Source organism: Candidatus Nitrospira allomarina, assembly GCF_032050975.1.
GTDB lineage: Bacteria > Nitrospirota > Nitrospiria > Nitrospirales > UBA8639 > Nitrospira_E > Nitrospira_E allomarina.
The window spans coordinates 1,108,590-1,125,833 of the sequence record NZ_CP116967.1 but is presented as its reverse complement, the minus strand read 5'-3'; the positions used below and the strand labels follow the sequence as shown (position 1 = coordinate 1,125,833).

General features: G+C 49.8%; 17 protein-coding genes, 2 tRNA genes and 1 other RNA gene. 10 read left to right on the top strand and 10 right to left on the bottom strand.

What is annotated here, in order from left to right:
- Positions 1-10: 10 nt before the first annotated feature.
- Positions 11-2,329 carry a type I DNA topoisomerase gene (topA, locus tag PP769_RS04920; protein ID WP_312645793.1) on the top strand — a complete coding sequence of 773 codons (2,319 nt, stop codon included), beginning with the start codon at positions 11-13 and terminating at the stop codon, positions 2,327-2,329.
- On the opposite strand, the gene clpX is transcribed toward topA, so the two are convergent.
- From clpX to PP769_RS04900, 4 genes are all read right to left on the bottom strand, one after another.
- Positions 2,326-3,585 carry an ATP-dependent Clp protease ATP-binding subunit ClpX gene (gene clpX, locus PP769_RS04915; RefSeq protein ID WP_312645792.1) on the bottom strand — a complete coding sequence of 420 codons (1,260 nt, stop codon included), beginning with the start codon at positions 3,583-3,585 and terminating at the stop codon, positions 2,326-2,328. The genes topA and clpX overlap by 4 nt on opposite strands.
- Positions 3,586-3,605: 20 nt before the next feature.
- Positions 3,606-4,235: an ATP-dependent Clp endopeptidase proteolytic subunit ClpP gene (gene clpP, locus PP769_RS04910; protein WP_312645791.1), complete on the bottom strand. Its 630-nt coding sequence runs from the start codon at positions 4,233-4,235 to the stop codon at positions 3,606-3,608.
- A gap of 81 nt (positions 4,236-4,316) precedes the next feature.
- On the bottom strand, positions 4,317-5,642 hold the full coding sequence (gene tig, locus PP769_RS04905) for a trigger factor (RefSeq protein WP_312645790.1): 1,326 nt from the start codon (positions 5,640-5,642) through the stop codon (positions 4,317-4,319).
- A gap of 53 nt (positions 5,643-5,695) precedes the next feature.
- A tRNA-Leu gene (locus PP769_RS04900) sits at positions 5,696-5,778 on the bottom strand.
- Positions 5,779-6,247: 469 nt separating this feature from the next.
- Between PP769_RS04900 and PP769_RS04895 the strand changes: the two genes are divergently transcribed.
- The 7 genes from PP769_RS04895 (at position 6,248) to recR (ending at position 10,770) form a co-directional block, all read left to right on the top strand.
- The gene (locus PP769_RS04895; protein ID WP_312645788.1) at positions 6,248-6,493 is read left to right on the top strand and encodes a hypothetical protein; all 246 of its coding nucleotides are present in this window, start codon (positions 6,248-6,250) and stop codon (positions 6,491-6,493) included.
- 25 nt (positions 6,494-6,518) lie between these two features.
- Positions 6,519-7,325, top strand: coding sequence for a hypothetical protein (locus PP769_RS04890; protein ID WP_312645786.1), 807 nt, complete (start codon positions 6,519-6,521; stop codon positions 7,323-7,325).
- A 253-nt stretch (positions 7,326-7,578) separates the two neighbouring features.
- Positions 7,579-7,668, top strand: a tRNA-Ser gene (locus PP769_RS04885).
- Between the two features lie 89 nt (positions 7,669-7,757).
- Positions 7,758-7,857: signal recognition particle sRNA small type (ffs, locus tag PP769_RS04880), an RNA gene on the top strand.
- A 95-nt stretch (positions 7,858-7,952) separates the two neighbouring features.
- Positions 7,953-9,785: a DNA polymerase III subunit gamma/tau gene (gene dnaX, locus PP769_RS04875; RefSeq protein WP_312645784.1), complete on the top strand. Its 1,833-nt coding sequence runs from the start codon at positions 7,953-7,955 to the stop codon at positions 9,783-9,785.
- Positions 9,785-10,111 (top strand): YbaB/EbfC family nucleoid-associated protein, encoded by a 327-nt coding sequence (locus PP769_RS04870; RefSeq protein ID WP_312645783.1) that lies wholly within the window; start codon positions 9,785-9,787, stop codon positions 10,109-10,111. Before dnaX ends, PP769_RS04870 begins: the two co-directional genes overlap by 1 nt.
- Positions 10,112-10,131: 20 nt before the next feature.
- Complete coding sequence (recR, locus tag PP769_RS04865) at positions 10,132-10,770, top strand: recombination mediator RecR (RefSeq protein ID WP_312645782.1); 639 nt, start codon at positions 10,132-10,134, stop codon at positions 10,768-10,770.
- Between the two features lie 11 nt (positions 10,771-10,781).
- Here recR and PP769_RS04860 read toward each other — a convergent pair whose 3' ends face one another.
- On the bottom strand, positions 10,782-11,219 hold the full coding sequence (locus tag PP769_RS04860; RefSeq protein ID WP_312645780.1) for a hypothetical protein: 438 nt from the start codon (positions 11,217-11,219) through the stop codon (positions 10,782-10,784).
- Between the two features lie 46 nt (positions 11,220-11,265).
- Here PP769_RS04860 and PP769_RS04855 point away from each other — a divergent pair, with 46 nt between their 5' ends.
- Positions 11,266-11,592 carry a hypothetical protein gene (locus PP769_RS04855; protein ID WP_312645778.1) on the top strand — a complete coding sequence of 109 codons (327 nt, stop codon included), beginning with the start codon at positions 11,266-11,268 and terminating at the stop codon, positions 11,590-11,592.
- Between the two features lie 384 nt (positions 11,593-11,976).
- Positions 11,977-12,156: a tetratricopeptide repeat protein gene (locus tag PP769_RS19710; RefSeq protein ID WP_376753422.1), complete on the top strand. Its 180-nt coding sequence runs from the start codon at positions 11,977-11,979 to the stop codon at positions 12,154-12,156.
- A gap of 338 nt (positions 12,157-12,494) precedes the next feature.
- On the opposite strand, the gene PP769_RS04850 is transcribed toward PP769_RS19710, so the two are convergent.
- The 5 genes from PP769_RS04850 to PP769_RS04830 form a co-directional block, all read right to left on the bottom strand.
- Positions 12,495-13,091, bottom strand: coding sequence for a class II aldolase/adducin family protein (locus PP769_RS04850; RefSeq protein WP_312645776.1), 597 nt, complete (start codon positions 13,089-13,091; stop codon positions 12,495-12,497).
- Between the two features lie 236 nt (positions 13,092-13,327).
- Positions 13,328-13,927 (bottom strand): nitroreductase family protein, encoded by a 600-nt coding sequence (locus tag PP769_RS04845; protein WP_312645774.1) that lies wholly within the window; start codon positions 13,925-13,927, stop codon positions 13,328-13,330.
- A 51-nt stretch (positions 13,928-13,978) separates the two neighbouring features.
- Positions 13,979-14,557: a hypothetical protein gene (locus tag PP769_RS04840; protein WP_312645772.1), complete on the bottom strand. Its 579-nt coding sequence runs from the start codon at positions 14,555-14,557 to the stop codon at positions 13,979-13,981.
- A 29-nt stretch (positions 14,558-14,586) separates the two neighbouring features.
- Complete coding sequence (locus PP769_RS04835) at positions 14,587-14,958, bottom strand: response regulator (protein ID WP_312645771.1); 372 nt, start codon at positions 14,956-14,958, stop codon at positions 14,587-14,589.
- A gap of 288 nt (positions 14,959-15,246) precedes the next feature.
- Positions 15,247-17,214 carry a hybrid sensor histidine kinase/response regulator gene (locus tag PP769_RS04830; protein ID WP_312645769.1) on the bottom strand — a complete coding sequence of 656 codons (1,968 nt, stop codon included), beginning with the start codon at positions 17,212-17,214 and terminating at the stop codon, positions 15,247-15,249.
- Positions 17,215-17,244: the final 30 nt, after the last annotated feature.

The following is a 17,244-nucleotide window of genomic DNA, read 5'->3' as shown; positions in this document are numbered from 1 at the left end:
ATCACTGTCTATGGCTAGATCACTCGTCATCGTCGAATCGCCCACCAAGGCAAAAACCCTATCCAAGTATCTTGGGCGTAATTACCAGGTCATTGCCTCAGTCGGTCATCTCAAGGATCTGCCGAAAAGCAAACTCGGGATTGACCTTGAGCATAATTTCGATCCGCAATACATCGTCATTCGTGGAAAAAGTAAAATTCTTAAAGAAATCAAAGCCAGCGCAAAAAAAGCCAAAGAAATTTTCCTGGCGGCTGACCCCGACCGTGAAGGCGAAGCCATTGCCTGGCATATTGCCGAGGAACTCAACGGTAACGGGCAGCAAATTCATCGGGTTCTTCTGAATGAAATCACCGAAACAGCTGTGAAACGGGCACTAAAAACACCCAGCACCATCGACATGAAAAAGGTGAATGCTCAACAAGCCCGCCGGGTATTAGACCGCCTTGTCGGTTATCTCCTCAGTCCGCTGTTATGGAAAAAAGTACGCCGCGGCCTGAGTGCGGGGCGAGTACAATCCGTTGCGGTTCGGGTTATCTGTGAACGGGAGGCGGAACGAGAGGCTTTCCAACCTGAAGAGTACTGGTCCATTACCGCGACCCTTGTCGGTCAGCATCCACCGCCATTTCAAGCCAGACTCCATGAGATTGATGGGGAACGAGTCACCGTCCGAACGGCAGCGGAGACGGAGCAAATTCTTCAGGATTTAGCAGATGCCTCGTTTGCGGTTTCACACATTGATCAAAAAGAAAAACGTCGAAGTCCATCGGCCCCCTTTATCACCAGTCGACTCCAACAGGACAGTGCCAGAAAACTGCGTTTTCCCGCAAAAAAGACCATGATGTTGGCACAACGCCTTTATGAGGGCATCGAGATTGGAAAAGAGGGTCAAGTCGGACTCATCACCTATATGCGGACAGACTCTACCCGCATCGCTCCTGAGGCCATGGACGACGTCCGTGGTTACATACAAGATACATTTGGACCACCCTATCTTTCTGCCCAACCGAATGTGTACAAAACACAAAAGGCCGCGCAGGAAGCACATGAAGCTATCCGGCCCACATCTACCAAACGTGACCCGGAAAGCCTTCGAGAATTATTAGAGCCTGACCTGTACAAACTTTATAAATTGATTTGGAACCGGTTCGTCGCCTCTCAAATGACACAGGGACTCGATCTCGTCACGCAAGTTGACGTCAAGGCGAAACGGTATACCTTTCGGGCAAGTGGAACCGTTGAAAAATTCGACGGCTACCGTCGGGTCTATCGAGAAGAAATCGAACAACCCACAGAAGGGATTTCTTCCAGCGAGGAGAGTATGTCGACCGCCAGCCTCACCCTACCTGATCTTTCAGACGGGGAATCCCTGACTCTTCAGGAAGGTTCGGAAGAGGGGATCATATCGAAACAACATTTCACTCAACCTCCACCTCGATATAACGAAGCCTTGCTTATTCGAGAGATGGAAGAAAAAGGGATCGGCCGACCTTCGACTTATGCCACCATTATTTCCACCATTCAAGACCGACATTACGTGGAAAAGGAGGAGGCGCGCCTACGACCAACGGAATTAGGGAGATTAGTCAATGACCGTCTAGTGAGCCATTTTCCTGATGTGTTCGACGTGGAATTCACCGCGAGAATGGAAAATGAACTGGATAGCATCGAAGAAGGTGAAAAGGATTGGGTCACCGCGGTGAAAGATTTTTATACCCCGTTTATCAAAGATCTGGAATCCGCTGAAGTGAACATGGAGGATCTCAAAGGCAAGGAAGAGCCCACGGAAGTCCCTTGCGACAAATGTGGCAAGCAGATGGTAATCAAATGGGGTCGCAATGGTCATTTCCTTGCTTGTCCCGGCTACCCTGAGTGCAAAAATACGAAAGAATTTACCAAGGATGAGGACGGAAGCGTTCAAGTCGTGGAGACAAAAGTTGAAACGACTGATGAAGTCTGTACGAAATGTGGCAGCGGGATGGTGGTCAAGAGAGGCCGATTTGGAAATTTCCTCGCCTGCTCTCAATACCCTGAATGTAAAACCACCAAACCCTTAAAGCTGGGCGTCAAATGCGCTGTCAAGGATTGCGGGGGGGACCTGGTTCAAAAACGCACAAAAAAAGGCAAGACATTTTATTCCTGCAGCAATTATCCTACCTGCACCTTCGCGATCTGGGATCGACCCATCAATCGTCCCTGTCCACAGTGTCAGGCTCCATTCTTGATCGAAAAAATCAGGAAACAAACGGGAAGCAGAATTCTCTGTCACAATGCGGAATGCGGATATGAGGAGATAGCGGCACCAACGGAGAAAAACCCGGAACCAGCTTAAGATCCGACCGCAGGCTTGATGCCTTTCTGATGCTCAAAGACTTTGATGGGCTCACCTTTGCCGTGAATAAATTCTTCGGTCACCAACACCTCTTTCACCTCCGCCTGGGACGGCAGTTCATACATCAAGTCCAACATCACCGACTCTAAGACCGCCCGAAGTCCACGTGCTCCTGTTTTTTGCAGATGGGCTTTTTTGGCAATGGCCAATAATGCTCCATCGGCAAACTTTAATTTCACTTTATCCAAGGACAATAACTTCTGATATTGCTTGATCAAGGCGTTTTTGGGTTCCGTTAAAATGCGGACCAATGCCGGTTCATCCAATTGATCAAGAGCCGCGACAATCGGCAAACGACCGATAATTTCAGGAATCAATCCATATTGCAGTAAATCTTCCGGTTCCACTTTGGAGAATAAGTCACCAATTTGATGTTGACCACGTATCTGCACATCGGCGCCAAAGCCCATCCGCTTTTGGTTCAACCTCCGCTCAATGATGGAATCCAATCCCACGAACGCCCCACCACAAATAAATAAAATATTAGTGGTATTGACTTGAATAAACTCCTGATGAGGATGTTTTCTTCCTCCTTGAGGGGGCACATTGGCCACGGTCCCTTCAATGAGTTTTAACAAGGCCTGCTGGACACCCTCACCTGAAACATCCCTCGTAATTGAAGGGCTATCGGCCTTGCGGGTGATTTTGTCAATTTCATCAATATACACGATTCCCCGTTCTGCACGCTCAACTTCATAGTCTGCAGCCTGCAGAAGTTTTAAGATAATATTTTCAACGTCTTCACCGACATACCCGGCTTCCGTCAGCGTCGTCGCATCTGCAATGGTAAATGGTACATCCAGGTAATGGGCTAGGGTCTGGGCAAATAGAGTTTTTCCTGTTCCGGTTGGTCCGACAATAAGAATATTGCCCTTTTGAAGTTCAACATCTCCGATTTCAGTTGCTGATATACGCTTGTAATGATTATAAACGGCTACCGAGAGAACCTTTTTTGCCTGATCCTGGCCGATAATGTATTGATCAAGATGTTGGTGAATATCCACCGGTTTGCACAGTTTCGCCGAAATTTCCTGGCGAGACTCCTGCCAATCCTCGGAGATAATTTCATTACACAAGCCGACACATTCATCACAAATATAGACGGTCGGACCCGCAATGAGTTTTCGAACCTGATCACGGTTCTTGCCACAGAAGGAGCAACGAAGATTGGCTTCGGACTTCGCTTGTCTCGCCATAAGAAATGCCTCCTTTGCCCTTAATCCTTACTTTTTGAACCTGACTTGGGGTCGTCTTTGTGCCCCTTTTCCTGACTTCGGATGATGACCTCATCAATTAACCCGTACGCTTTGGCTTCTTCCCCCGACAAAAAATAATCCCGTTCGGTATCTTGAGAGATTCTATCCAGAGGCTGCCCTGTATGATAGGCCATAATTTCATTCAATTTTTCGCGGATTTTTAAAATCTCGCGGGCATGAATATCAATCTCCGTCGCTTGGCCCTGAAATCCTCCCATAGGTTGATGAATCATCACGCGTGCATTGGGAAGAGCAAAACGCTTACCTTTTGTCCCTGAGGTTAACAACAAGGCTCCCATGCTCGCCGCCTGACCTAGGCAGATCGTGTTGATGGGCGACCTCACATATTGCATCGTATCATAGATTCCCATTCCGGCCGTCACACTTCCCCCAGGCGAATTGATATACAGATGAATGTCCTTTTCCGGGTCTTCGGATTCCAAGAACAACAGCTGTGCAATAACAACATTCGCGAACACATCATCAATCGGGGCTCCGATAAAGATGATCCGGTCTTTCAAAAGACGTGAGTAAATATCATATGACCGTTCACCACGATTCGTTTGTTCAATAACCATCGGAATGAGCATTCCCTGAGACCTCCTCGTGTTGTAAATAGGTATCAAATACAGATATCAGAACAGGTGTATTCAGCAGGGTGGAACGACTTGTTAACCCTGAATGACCGCATTTTGATAAACGAACTGCAAGGCTTTTTCCGCTTTCATCCGCTCGCGGAACTCCTCCTGAGCACCCTGCCCCCCAGCCTCGACCATGCGTTGAATTTCACCAACCGGGAGTTTTAAAGAGGAGGCCAGTTTTTGAATTTCGGCGTTCACTTCATCTTCAGTGACATGAAGGCCTTCCTTCTGAACGATCGCATCCAGAATTAAACTCAGCTTCACACGCCGTTTAGCTTCCGGATGCAATTCTTGTTGGAGGCGCTTAGCCTCTTCTTGTAATCTCAAGGGTTCTTCCACGTCATCTTCACGATGAGCATGGCGGTGGTCCTTCAGCATTTTTTGTCGGATAAGCGTCTGAAGCTCACGTTCAATCAGGACCTCGGGAATTTCAAAGTGGTGCATCTGCAACAAGCGTTCAATCACCTGATCTTTATACCCTTCTTCAAGATCCTGTTTCAGGAAATTATCCAATTGGGTGTTGATGGTGGTTTTGAGATGCTCCAGTGAATCGTAGTCGCCGCAATCCTTGGCGAATTCATCATCCAGTTCCGGGAGTTTCTGCTCTTTCACCGCATCAATCGTCACCTTGAGGACCATCGTCTTTCCGGCAAGGTGAGCATCAGGATGATTGGCGGGAAAGGTTTGCGGAATATCAATCGTGTCACCGGCCTGTTTTCCGATGAGATACTCATCTAACTCCACACCCAGAATCGGCGACTTGGACCCAATGTGCAGAAGATGCCCTTTTTTCTGAGTTCCTTCCAATGGCTGGTCCTCTACAAACCCCTCGATAGACAACACCGCATGCAATCCTTCACGAAGAGGAGTTCCCTCCGGAACCACGTCAAGCTCGGCATGCTGCTCCCGTAGGCTTTGAAGAGCCTTTTCAACCTGATCATCTGTAACCGTTCGGGCATCCCGTTTCAAGGAAATAGGATTCGGTGGTCGATAATCCCCTAATTGAATAGTGGGCTTTATTTCCACAGTAGCCGTAAAGGTAAATGGGCTATTGGACTTCACTTTCATTCGTTCCAGGGGGGGAATATCAACTAGGATAGGGACCACCCCGGCTTCCTTCACCGCTCGTTGGTAATAATCAGGCACCAGCCGCTGCACGACATCTTGCTCAACAAGATCGGCATACCGTTTTTCTAATAACGCGATCGGCGCTTTCCCGGGACGAAACCCAGGGATTTTGGCTTGACGCCTCAACTGGGCATACACCTTTTGAAATTCGCTTTTGACGGCTTCTTCGGGAACTTCAATTTTTAACGACCGTTTCACCGGCCCGAGCTCTGTCATTTCTAACTTCATAAGAGCATTCATCCTTGTAAAAAAACACAATAAAGAATATAGATGTTAAGAAATGGTGCGAGAGGGGGGACTTGAACCCCCACGGTCACCCACGAGATCCTAAGTCTCGCGCGTCTGCCAGTTCCGCCACTCTCGCCCGCAACCGTTTTCTCCTCATTCCATTGAATTTGAAAGAGGTTTTCTTCCCTGGAATCTTCAGGGGAAACAAGACCGCTGCACTCGACCAAGCCTCCCTATTATAAAACGTCCATCTCCTTCAGGCCATCCTAAAATTCAGGTAGCAAAAATAGTCCTCCCGGAAGCGCCTTACCTACATTCCGAGTTGGTCGGAGGGAGATATTATGAACGATTCAATGGTCCACCTTCTTAACCCGATCGGATGCTTCATCTCCCCCTCATCAAGTAATAATGCTACTCGATTAGTATGGGGTGAAGTGTAAAAACCCCCTCACCAGCCAAACTATACCCACAATTAGAAGATTAGAACAGACTAATGACCACATGCGCATTATCATGGGGAACAAACACCACACACCTGCTTTCCCAACCTTTCTATGGATTTTCCCTCTTGATCGACTCGAGTGAGTTGGGTAAGGTACCACTCTATGACCTTAAAACAGCTCTATCACGATATTTACCAGAAATTTCTGGATAAAAAAGATAAATATCAAGGGTATGACTTTCAAGAGTCACCGGTAGGGTCCGCAACCCCTCCCTCACCCACTTTTGCGGATCACGTCAAATGGTGGACCTGGAATCGTCCTAGTCGGCTACAAAAAATCAGGCAGGACCGGGATCAGCGACAACAGGACATCATTAATATCCAATCCCCTCCGCCAAGCAAAGATTAAGAACTGCGGAGCATTCCCTCGCCTCATGCAGAGTTTCTTCCAGGCCACAGTTCGGCTGTACCATCAAGCGCTACTCGCCTCGATCCAATCCTTCACACGCGCTTGGATCCTGATTCCGGTCCTCCTCGCCTTTGCCTTAGGCCTCGTGCTTGTCACCTCTCTCATCGCTCCGCTTGGTATGATCGGAGGATTTATCCTGGGTGCCCTCAATGCCCTTGTCATTGGATCCACCCTTAGCCTGACCGAACAGGCCGTCCTGGGCGCACGTCGTGTGAGTTGGCCGGATATCCTCCCAAGTATGGGGCAATATTTTTGGGAGGTCATTTCTGTTGGATTTATGGTCTGGTTTCCATTGTTATTCCTCGAAATGGGACTTCAAACCAATCCCTACCAACCGTTGATCAGCACCGCCGTATTTTTCTTAATTTTCGTCTTACTGAATCCCGTACCTGAAGTAATTTACCAGAGCCGGAACGGATCCGCCCTCGAGGTTGTTCGGGAAAGTTATGATTTTGTCGTTGAAAATTGGATCGAATGGTTTTTGCCTGTGGCCCTCGTCTTCGGCCCATTCGGCCTGTCATTTTTCTTTGAAATGTCCAGCCAGGCGGGACGGCGGGGGGGGTTGGACTTCTGGCACCTCATCACGCTGCCTTTTTCCGTGTTATCTGAGTGGCTCTCTTTGTTAGGGATGTCCTCCGACATGAGTTTTGTTATCGTCCTCGGACTCACTCCCATTGTGACCGTTTTCATGCTCTTCTTTCGAGGCCATTTGTTTTCCGCCCTGCATCGATCCTCACGACGCCAACGAATGTTCCAATCCCGAACCTTATGATAAAGGGAAGGCATGAAACGTGAAGTTTTGAATGGCCGGAAACAGGATGGGCGTCCTCTCCCTATCCCTTCCTCGTCCTACTCATCAGTATTCCCTCTGCTTGCTTGTCGCCCTCAGACCCCCATGGTAAGATGGCAATCTTTCACCAAACAGATCCCCGGTGAAAAAGATAACGAAGATGGGATGAACAGATCCCCTCCAAAAGACAAACGGCTTCAGAGGTTCAGTCGCCGCAACGTAGATACCCATTCGCGGAGAGGTGCGAGAGTGGCCGAATCGGCGTGACTGGAAATCACGTGTGCCAGCAATGGTACCGTGGGTTCGAAACCCACCCTCTCCGCCATATTTGGTCCGACGTGAGGATCGCTGATATCCTCAAACGATGATTTTCACCGATTCGTGAGGCGATGGACCATCGAGACTGCATTTAGGGGCTGGGCCCTGTGCGACAGAATCCTGCAAACCCCGCCAGGTCCGGAAGGAAGCAACGGTACGCGGGCTAGTCTGTGTGCCGCAGGATCACCTGGCCCCGACTAACTTTATCGGCTGGCTCTCCGTGCATTGGTACCGGACGTCAGTCTTCGAGGGTACTCCAACGAACCGCTCTTTTCGTGATTAACGCGAATTATGGAATTTCAAGTTTCCGCACGGAAATACCGCCCGACCAATTTTCAGGAAGTCCTGGGGCAGTCCCATGTCGTGCAAACACTCACCAATGCAATCGACCGCAGACGGGTCGCCCATGCCTATGTTTTCTCCGGCATGCGAGGAGTCGGCAAAACCACTGTCGCGCGCATCCTGGCCAAATCCCTTAACTGTGAACAGGGTCCCACCAGCCATCCCTGTGGAACCTGCCCAAGTTGCGTCGAAATCACCCGAGGCAATTCGGTGGATGTCATCGAGATTGACGGAGCGTCGAATACTGGCGTGGACGATGTCCGTGAACTGCGTGAAAACGTTAAATTTGCACCATTTCATGGCACCTACCGTGTCTACATCATCGACGAAGTCCACATGCTGTCCAACTCGGCTTTTAACGCCCTGCTTAAAACACTGGAGGAACCCCCGAGTCATTCCGTCTTTATTTTTGCGACAACTGAAGTTCATAAAATTCCTGCCACTATACTTTCACGCTGTCAGCACTTCACCTTTCGACGCATTTCCCGCTTAGAAATCATCACGCAACTTCGCCACATCGCCACCCAAACGGGAGTGACTGTGGAGGATCGAAGCTTATCGGCACTGGCTCGAGCCAGTGAAGGCAGTATGCGAGACGCGTTGAGCCTCCTGGATCAAGCCGTTTCCTTCGGTGGAGAACGCATCCAGCATGGCGATTTGGAAATGTTGATTGGGTCCGTGCCCGACGAACTCGTCCGACTCATGATTGACGCCATCCTGGGGCACCAGGCCGCCCAAACAATGGCTCTCGTGGGGCAGTTGGTCGACCAGGGTTTTGATGTCCGGGTGTATTGCCGGGAACTGTTAGAGCGATGCCGCAATCTACTGGTGGCTTGTGTGGTACCATCACGCTCACAAGTGCAAACCCTTCTTGAATTAGGAGACGAGGAGGTTGATCAGACCATCTCGCAAGCTCAACAACTCTCCGAGCCCTATTTACAGGCCCTTTTTGCCATTTTTTCCAGAACAGAGGACAGTCTTCGAGGAAGCTCCCATCCACGGTTTCTAATTGAAGCCGCCGTGGTACGCGCAGCGATGCTTGATCCTGTGACAGTACACTCCGCCATGATTGAACAGAAGGCCGGCGCACCCCCTCAAGCATCCGTCCTACAAGCAAAGGTATTGACACCCGTTGCCTCGACTCCGCCTCCCGCACACCCTGTTAAAGTCCAAGCGCCTGCGGATAAACCGGTGACTCCTCCAAGCCAGACCCGTCCCAGGCCCGGTGGCGGTGCCACAACGATGTTTCCTTCCTCAACACCACCAGGTGCGAAAAAGTCGATACCGACAACGGCCTCATCTGCCAACAGCGAAACCTCGGTGGCCTCTCCCAAAACGGCTGCTCAACCTTCGTCGGGCCCACCCGTGACATTAAACTGGGAACTCGTCGTTGAGCGCATGATTAATGACCATCCTAATATCGGGAGCTTCCTGGAGAAGGGGAGTGTCGTAACCATGACAGCAGACTCCGTCGTCCTGGGTTATTCCAAAAAAGATTCGATTGCTCGCTGGAGGACGGACAAACCCGAAAACCGCGTGCTGATTGGTCAAATATGTGAGGAATTCGCCGGTCGGCCGATAAAAGTCCAAGTCATTGAATTTCAAGATGGCCAAGCTTACCCGCCGTCAACCGGGGAATTACGAGCAAAAAAAAAACTTGAGCAGGACCAGGATCTCATTGAAAACGTGAAAGCCCACCCACTGGTGAAACAAGCATTGGAACTATTTGGGGGAGAAGTCGTATCGGCAGAAAGAACCCCGCAAAACGAGGAGGTACGTTAATGTCTAAAAATCCATTCTCCAACATGGGCAATCTCTTAAAGCAAGCCCAGGCCATGCAGGAAAAAATGGGAAAGATTCAAGAGGAGGCTGCCACGAAAACCGTCGAGGCGTCAGCCGGAGGCGGGATGGTGACCGTGCAAGCTAACGGCGCCATGCAATTAACCAAGCTGACCATCGATCCGGAAGTTTTGAAATCCGGCGACCATGACATGTTACAAGACTTAATCGTCGCCGCCTCCAATGAAGCGTTGCGAAAGGCGAAAGAGCTGATGGCCGAAGAAATGAAATCCCTCACCGGAGGGATGGGCATTCCCGGCATGTTCTAATTTACCAAGCGAGGTTTATCATGCTGGAAACCACTCCGACCAAACACACCAGAGCCAATGGCCAACCTCAAGGGCTGGTCGCTCGCCTCAGCCGGGAACTCGTACGATTGCCAGGCATTGGGCAAAAAACGGCTCAACGATTGGCCTTTCATCTCATGAAGACGGAAAAAGAAGAGGCATTACGGCTGGCCGATGCTATTCGTGATGTGAAAGAAGGGGTCTCCTTCTGTACCCAATGCCGGAATATTGCCGAAGGCCCGCTCTGTGAGATTTGCCTGGACCCGAAACGTGACTCCACGACCATCCTCGTGGTGGAAGAACCCAGCACCCTGTATGCGATCGAACAAAGCCGGGCCTTTCGAGGCCTCTATCACGTGCTCTATGGAGCGCTCTCTCCACTGGACGGCATCGGACCCGCAGATATCCGCACCCATGACCTGGAAAACCGGGTCCAAAATGGAGCATTCAAGGAAGTCATCGTGGCCACCAACCCCACGATTGAAGGAGAGGCTACCGCCATTTACCTGACCAAGCGATTAAAACCCTTGGGGGTCAAGGTCTCCCGTATCGCCTATGGCATTCCGGTCGGCATGGATATCGAATATGCCGATGAGGTCACCCTACTCAAATCCATCGAAGGCCGCCGCGATCTCGGGTAGCCGGGACCACACTACCGTTTCGCCAAAACTTTCTGTTCAATTTGTTCGAACTGCTGGGGGAAGTAGCCCAACCACACCCCAACCTGTCTGATTTCATCCCGCCATTTTTTCTCATATCCCCCCTCCGCCAACGCAAACCGGATGAAATCCCTCAGAATCTGACTGACTTTGTCCCCTTCCACGCCATCCGCAAACAATTTGGGAATCGTGAACCCTTGCGACAAGCGAAGAAGGTTATCTTTTTCTTGCGAGGGAAGATCCAAATGACGAAACACGGCACGAAGCCGCTTGAACTCGGGATCGTTCGCTCGTTCAATCGCGCAGACAAAAAGGCCACCCAGATTATAGCGTTCCATGGGAGAGAGGGATTCTCCTCCGGTTTTCGTCTCGGCTGAACGGGTAGGGGATGGAACTGACCGACCAGGTGTCGGGGCCTGTGGATTCTTCACTTGTGCCGGCACATTCTTCTTTTGGGAAACCGAATGCTCTTCCCTGGTGGCCACAGATTTCGAAACAGAGGGCTGTGGTGCATCGATTGTTTTCTTCACCACCGAATCCTTCTTCTTGAGAGTCGGCGATTTAGGAGCAGCGGGCCTTTTGGCTGTGGGCTTGGTAACCGCTTTCACCACGTTCTTCTTTGTGGTGGTCTTCTTCAATGCAGGTTTTGTGGCAGACCCACCTTTTGAAGAAGTCGGTTTGGCTTTCGTTGTCACAGCTTTTTTAGAGCCAACCGTCTTTTTACCGGATGTTCGTTTTGAGGCAGCCTTTTTCTTTCCCAACGCGGTGCTGGCTTTTACCTGTTTTTTCGTTGCAGCAGATTGAGAAGTCACGGTCTTTTTTTTGGTTACAGATGATTTCTTCGAAGATGGCTTTAAAGCCACGCGACGAACAGATTTCTTTTGAGCCATGCAGAATCCTTTCTATGAATAAATCGATAAAGGAGCGAAAAAAATGAACCAACGGTTGGATTTCCAAAGAAATGATAGCCTTTCCATCGTGTTCCAGCAATACGTTAGGGAAGAACGAACCCAATTAAAACAACCTCCACAGGATGGACCTGGCAGCCCATTCACAAAAACCTCTTGAACATTTTGAAAATTCCTGTGATGCTCAAAGGCCATTCAAAAAGTTTCACCTCTTACAGAGCATACCTTACCCATCCAGCGGTTATCGGCCTCAAAACCCATATGAAAGTTTTCATCTCCCATTCCCATAAAAATAAAGCTCGCCTTAGCCATTCGAGAACAGGCCTTGGGGCCCACACATCCTGATGTCGCCACCAGCCTAAACAAATTGCCGGGTCTCTATCGCAGCCAAGGGAAATACCCCGGCGCCGAGCCGCTCTACCAGCACGCCTCAACATTTTGGAAGAAGCCCTGGGATTAAAACATCCCAACACACGAACTGTAAGAGAAAACTATGTATTTACAGAAAAAGATGAAGGGTGAAAATACTTAAAAATGGATGAAATCACCTAGAACAATCGATAATGCCCAGGGGCAAGCGAATTTCGCTCTCCCTCTCCCACTGTGGAGAGGAAATTCTGAGAGTTTTAAATCTGTTTTGGGACGTACCGAGACAACGGAGCGGAAACGACCAGTTGGCAGGATAGTCAAAATGGCCATTCAGCACGGCCGCAGCAATCGAAGGGACGAAACGTACTCATGTACGTTGAGTTCCTAAGTGAGGCGAGAACAAAGCTGATGGCCATTTTCACCATCCTGTCAGGGCAAGACGCCACTGGCCAGGACAATTTCGCATATATGATCCAACCGTTCGATATGCTCATACGCCGACCAGGGATCGGAAGCCATCGAGCAGACTCCGTGATTGGCCTGACCAACAATATCGTAATCGCCTGCCGGATTGGTTTCTGTGACACCTAAGGCCTTAGCCGTCGCTTCTCCAAGTTCGCTACTGATGGCAGGAAGGGCTGGCACCGTTGGGCCAATCCGGGTATAGCGGTAAATCTCGGGAAAGTCTTTGCAGATTTTCTGGAGATCGAATCCTCGATAGATCGCTCCGACCACATGGGTAGGATGCACATGTACCACCGCACGAGTTCGATTCATCCCTCTGGTCAAGAGATAATGCATATGCAGTTCACCGGAAGGATTGGTTCCGGGAGCAACCTGCAACTTCCCGTCTACGAACTTAATTTTGACCATATGCTCAGGGTGGACAATCGTCTTTCGCCAGCCTGAGGGAGTGACGTACAGATACACACTCTTCGCGCGCCGGAGGCTACAATTTCCATCCCGGGTTGTAATCCACCCGCGCTCATAACACCGCCGTAACACATCGCCTATGGCCGTAATCATAGAATCATTTCCCCTCCGTTATTGTTGAATAGGCCTTCGTTTCCTCCGGTCAAGTGTACCATCCCGTTTTCTTTTCGTCTTACCCTTTCACAGAACACAGATCTGGCTTTTATGAGACATGCTCCCGTGGGCATACAGAGAGAACTCACTGCTTCCGATGTGCAACGAAAGCAGTCCAGGAACGTGAGAACCGGGGTGGATCGCTCCGATATACGTGTCGCGTGGTATTTAATGGGTTACAATTCTTCCGGGTTTCGTCCCCAGGTCTCGGAAAACACAAACTCCCTCAAAGACTTGCGAGACCGTGGTGCCAATTCCCGTTCACGAAGCGGGACCGGGAGGGTAGATGCATCCCCCTGGTACCCGATGGCGATTCCGGTTACGGCTTCATGGCCGGCAGGAAAAGCATAGCGTTCGCGAATGGTGTGAGGAAGGATCCCGGCCATTTGATGGACCACCAGGTCCATGGCTGTAGCTTGCATGACCAGATTTCCTACGGCCAATCCGACATCATGATAGGCATGGCGGTTGACCTGTCCATTATGATCAAAATGGAGTTTTGCCACCGTGAGCAGAAGGAGTGGAGCGCGTTTCGCCCAGATTTGATTTCCCTCCACCAGACAACTCAGAAGCTTCTGATGGTTTTCGGGGTGCTCGCTTGTCGCAAGAATAAAGACCCAGGGCTGTTCGTTAAAACAGGACGAAGCCCATCGTGCTGCTTCCAACAAGCTTTGGATTTTCTCTCGCTCGACCGGTTGATCGGCAAACGCCCTTGGACTCCAGCGCCGACGCAACAGGTCATGAATGTGAAATTGAACGTCTGCTGGTTTTTCCATGAGTTCTCCTGATGAACTTTACGCCACTTCACTTGTCTTGATGATTCGGCCTTATGGAAGACGCCACTGACCACATTCTTCGGGTTCCGGAATGCGCCAGGCGGGCTCCTCCACAGGGATTAATTTGAGCTTGTCGGGATGCGGACGTAAACCATACGAGAGATCAACTTCAGACCTATCAGTGTGGTCTCCGCATAGACAGCAATCTGATTCATCCATATCAGCGTACAATAGTTCCATAAATTCATGATCCCAGAAATACCGATCCGTCATTGTGTCGAATTCCACTAGCCCAAACCGATATCCCCCCAACATGGCAAATGACAACGATTCATCATGAACCTGATCGTTGTGCCAGAGACAATAATTTTTAAGGCTTTCGTATAGTAGAAGCCAATGATAGTCCGTCAATCGATAGACCATCGATGCCTCATGGGCAATCAGCAATTCCTCAAGCGTGATGAGGGCACTATAGGGCGTAAACAACATCCCGACGGCCGGATACTCCACTAACCAGGCGTCGGTATCATTGTGAGATGCGACACGCCGTACGGCTTGAAGTTCGTAGTTAAGCGCCTGACTCACAAACGGAATAAACACGGCATCAGGTTGAGTCCGAAAATACAGCATTGCTGGTGTTACAAACAGATAAACCTTGTCTAATTTTCGTGCAGAGCTTGCGTCACGAGGTCCGTAATGGCGTGCAATTGGAAAGGCTTATCGATGGTGTGTTGAGCCCCTAACCGGCGAGCGAGGTCCAATAGATCGAGTTTGGCTCGCTCACTTCCGCCCGACATGGCAATAATTTTTACCTGAGGAAATTCACGCCGCAAATCCAATATGGTTTCAAGCCCCTCCTTTTCGGGCATAAGAATATCTAAAATAATGAGATCGGCAGGGTGGTTGCGATATTCCTTGATGCCTTCGACTCCGTTTGAGGCACAGTCCACAGTATATCCCTGGTTTTCTAGGGCTTGCTTCAACAGATCACAAACCTGCCGATCATCATCCACAACAAGAATGTTTGCCATAACTTTGTCTCTTTCCACGCCTTACTCCTGATGGTCATCTCCCTCTTCCGCAGGAAATGACACATCACGGACTGTGCGACCAACGTTGAATCCTTTATAAAATTACGGTTTGGGTCAAACTGACAACATCTCGACTGTCAAACAGGACACCAACAATAGATTATCCGTTTTTGAGATTCATGATTATTGAATAGCCATCCCGCAATGGCCTGCACTTAGAGGGCATTTTTATGACCTGCCACAAACTCAAAGAACCGTACCTTCCCCATTTATACCTTTTCCGATATCTCAAGACTCGGCTAAGGACGAAGATGTTTTGTCTAGGACGTGGCGAATAATCGGAACCAGGTCCCGGATCGCCAATGGCTTCATTAAATAGCCCTGAATACCCAATGCCTTCGCTCGTTCCGCAGAGATCACATGACTGAACCCTGTACACAATATGATGGGGAGATCCGGGCGAATTCGCAGAAGCTCACGGGATAAAGCCTCACCGGTTAATCCTGGCATCGTCTGGTCAGTAATTACGAGATCAAAACGATGAGGGTCTTGCCTAAATGTCCTCAGAGCTTCGATGGAACTCGTGTGGACTTCCACGGTATATCCCAGTTGCGTGAGAAGTTCCTTCCCTAGACGCACAATCGTCTCTTCATCATCTACAAATAACACTGATTCTTTCCCAGTCGGAATGGCTTTTTGATCATACACAGGTTCTAAGGCCTGGGTCGGAACAGTCGGGAGGTACACATCGATCGTCGTCCCCTTGTTTACAATACTATCAACGACAATAGCCCCTTTGTGACCCGTAATGATTCCATGCACCACGGCCATCCCCATACCAGACCCCTCGCCTATCGGCTTGGTGGTAAAGAAAGGGTCAAAGAGCCGTTCAAGTACCTCAGGAGTCATGCCCAAACCGGTATCTTTCACCGTCAACCGAACATGCGGACCAATATGTAATCCCGAAATTGCTCCGGTGAGTTCCTCTGTCACCTCCAGATCTTCCAGGGAGACCGTCAAAATCCCGCCGTGTTCCCGCATAGCATATTCGGCATTGGTGCATAGATTGATAATGATCTGATGCATTTGGGTTGGATCCGCAAGAATGGTGGCCTCCGTGTTCAATACTTGACGGATCTCAATGGTCGTGGGAATCGTGGATCGTAAGAGTTTTAGAGCTTCCCGGATGACCATGTGGAAAGGGGTGGGTTTCTTCCCCTGACCGGCTTGACGACTAAAAGTCAAAATTTGAAGCACCAAGTGTTTGGCTCGATGCCCCGCGGTCAGCACTTCCTGCAAATTTCGTTGAGTACGGCTTTCCTTTGGCACGGTAGCCAAGGCCAATTCGGTATAGCCCAAAATTGCCGTTAAAATATTATTAAAATCATGGGCGATGCCGCCTGCCAACGTCCCAATCGCTTCCATGCGGCTTGATTGTCGAAATTGACGCTCGGTTTTCGTCAGCGCCTCTTCCACGCGCTTCCGCTCTGTAATATCCTCGGCCACCCCCGCAAGACTTAGTAAATCTCCATTTGCTTTTCGAATAGGAACCGTTTGTATTCGCACCCACCGCATGGAGTTATCCGGTCTTACAATCCGGCATTCTCCCTGAACCCCATGCACATCCGGTGCAAATTGGGGTTTGTGAAATCGAGGTTGATCGAGATGATGAATCGCATTCCATAGGCTTTGAGGATTTTCCAAAAGACTGGCACAGCTCCGACCCCAGACGGTTTCATATTGAGGGCTGATATACCAGATCTCAGACTGGTCAGGGGCAAAGACCCAAAAAACTTCTTTTATATGGTCCACAAGTTGCCGAAATCGTTCATCCCGCTCCGCCAGCGCGATCTCCAGTCCCTTTGTGTATTCCGTCAGTTGGTCGCGGAACGTTCGACGGAGAGTACTCAGCAATTCTGATGTGGACGCTTCCCGTTTAAGATAAGCAACAGCCCTCTCACCAATGGCATCTTTAGCTGAATCCAGACTAGCAAAGGCCTGACTCAGGATCATCTGAATCTCTGCATTGTTCGTCCTAAGAAGAGAAAGCAATGACACTTCGGAAACATCCGGCGTCTGCACATCGACCACTGCGACCGCAAAGCTTCCACATTTCGCATATTCCGAAGCTTCCGCGGCCGTCCTGGCCCCTACCACCTGATAGCCTTCCTCACCTAGAACATGGACGAGCACTTCCAATTGATCAGGACGGTCTTGCACAATGAGGATTTGCAACCATTCCCTTCGCATCGTCATATATTCCTCCATTATGTCCTACCGTGCAGA

Excerpts from the sequence above, each read along its gene's own strand:
- PP769_RS04890 (WP_312645786.1), top strand. The coding sequence starts at position 6,519 with ATGCAGAGTTTCTTCCAGGCCACAGTTCGGCTGTACCATCAAGCGCTA.
- dnaX (WP_312645784.1), top strand. The coding sequence starts at position 7,953 with ATGGAATTTCAAGTTTCCGCACGGAAATACCGCCCGACCAATTTTCAG.
- PP769_RS04845 (WP_312645774.1), bottom strand. The coding sequence starts at position 13,927 with ATGGAAAAACCAGCAGACGTTCAATTTCACATTCATGACCTGTTGCGT.
- PP769_RS04835 (WP_312645771.1), bottom strand. The coding sequence starts at position 14,958 with ATGGCAAACATTCTTGTTGTGGATGATGATCGGCAGGTTTGTGATCTG.
- clpP (WP_312645791.1), bottom strand. The coding sequence starts at position 4,235 with ATGCTCATTCCGATGGTTATTGAACAAACGAATCGTGGTGAACGGTCA.
- PP769_RS04895 (WP_312645788.1), top strand. The coding sequence starts at position 6,248 with ATGACCTTAAAACAGCTCTATCACGATATTTACCAGAAATTTCTGGAT.
- clpX (WP_312645792.1), bottom strand. The coding sequence starts at position 3,585 with ATGGCGAGACAAGCGAAGTCCGAAGCCAATCTTCGTTGCTCCTTCTGT.
- topA (WP_312645793.1), top strand. The coding sequence starts at position 11 with ATGGCTAGATCACTCGTCATCGTCGAATCGCCCACCAAGGCAAAAACC.
- PP769_RS04870 (WP_312645783.1), top strand. The coding sequence starts at position 9,785 with ATGTCTAAAAATCCATTCTCCAACATGGGCAATCTCTTAAAGCAAGCC.
- PP769_RS04850 (WP_312645776.1), bottom strand. The coding sequence starts at position 13,091 with ATGATTACGGCCATAGGCGATGTGTTACGGCGGTGTTATGAGCGCGGG.
- tig (WP_312645790.1), bottom strand. The coding sequence starts at position 5,642 with ATGAAGTTAGAAATGACAGAGCTCGGGCCGGTGAAACGGTCGTTAAAA.
- recR (WP_312645782.1), top strand. The coding sequence starts at position 10,132 with ATGCTGGAAACCACTCCGACCAAACACACCAGAGCCAATGGCCAACCT.
- PP769_RS04830 (WP_312645769.1), bottom strand. The coding sequence starts at position 17,214 with ATGACGATGCGAAGGGAATGGTTGCAAATCCTCATTGTGCAAGACCGT.
- PP769_RS04840 (WP_312645772.1), bottom strand. The coding sequence starts at position 14,557 with ATGCTGTATTTTCGGACTCAACCTGATGCCGTGTTTATTCCGTTTGTG.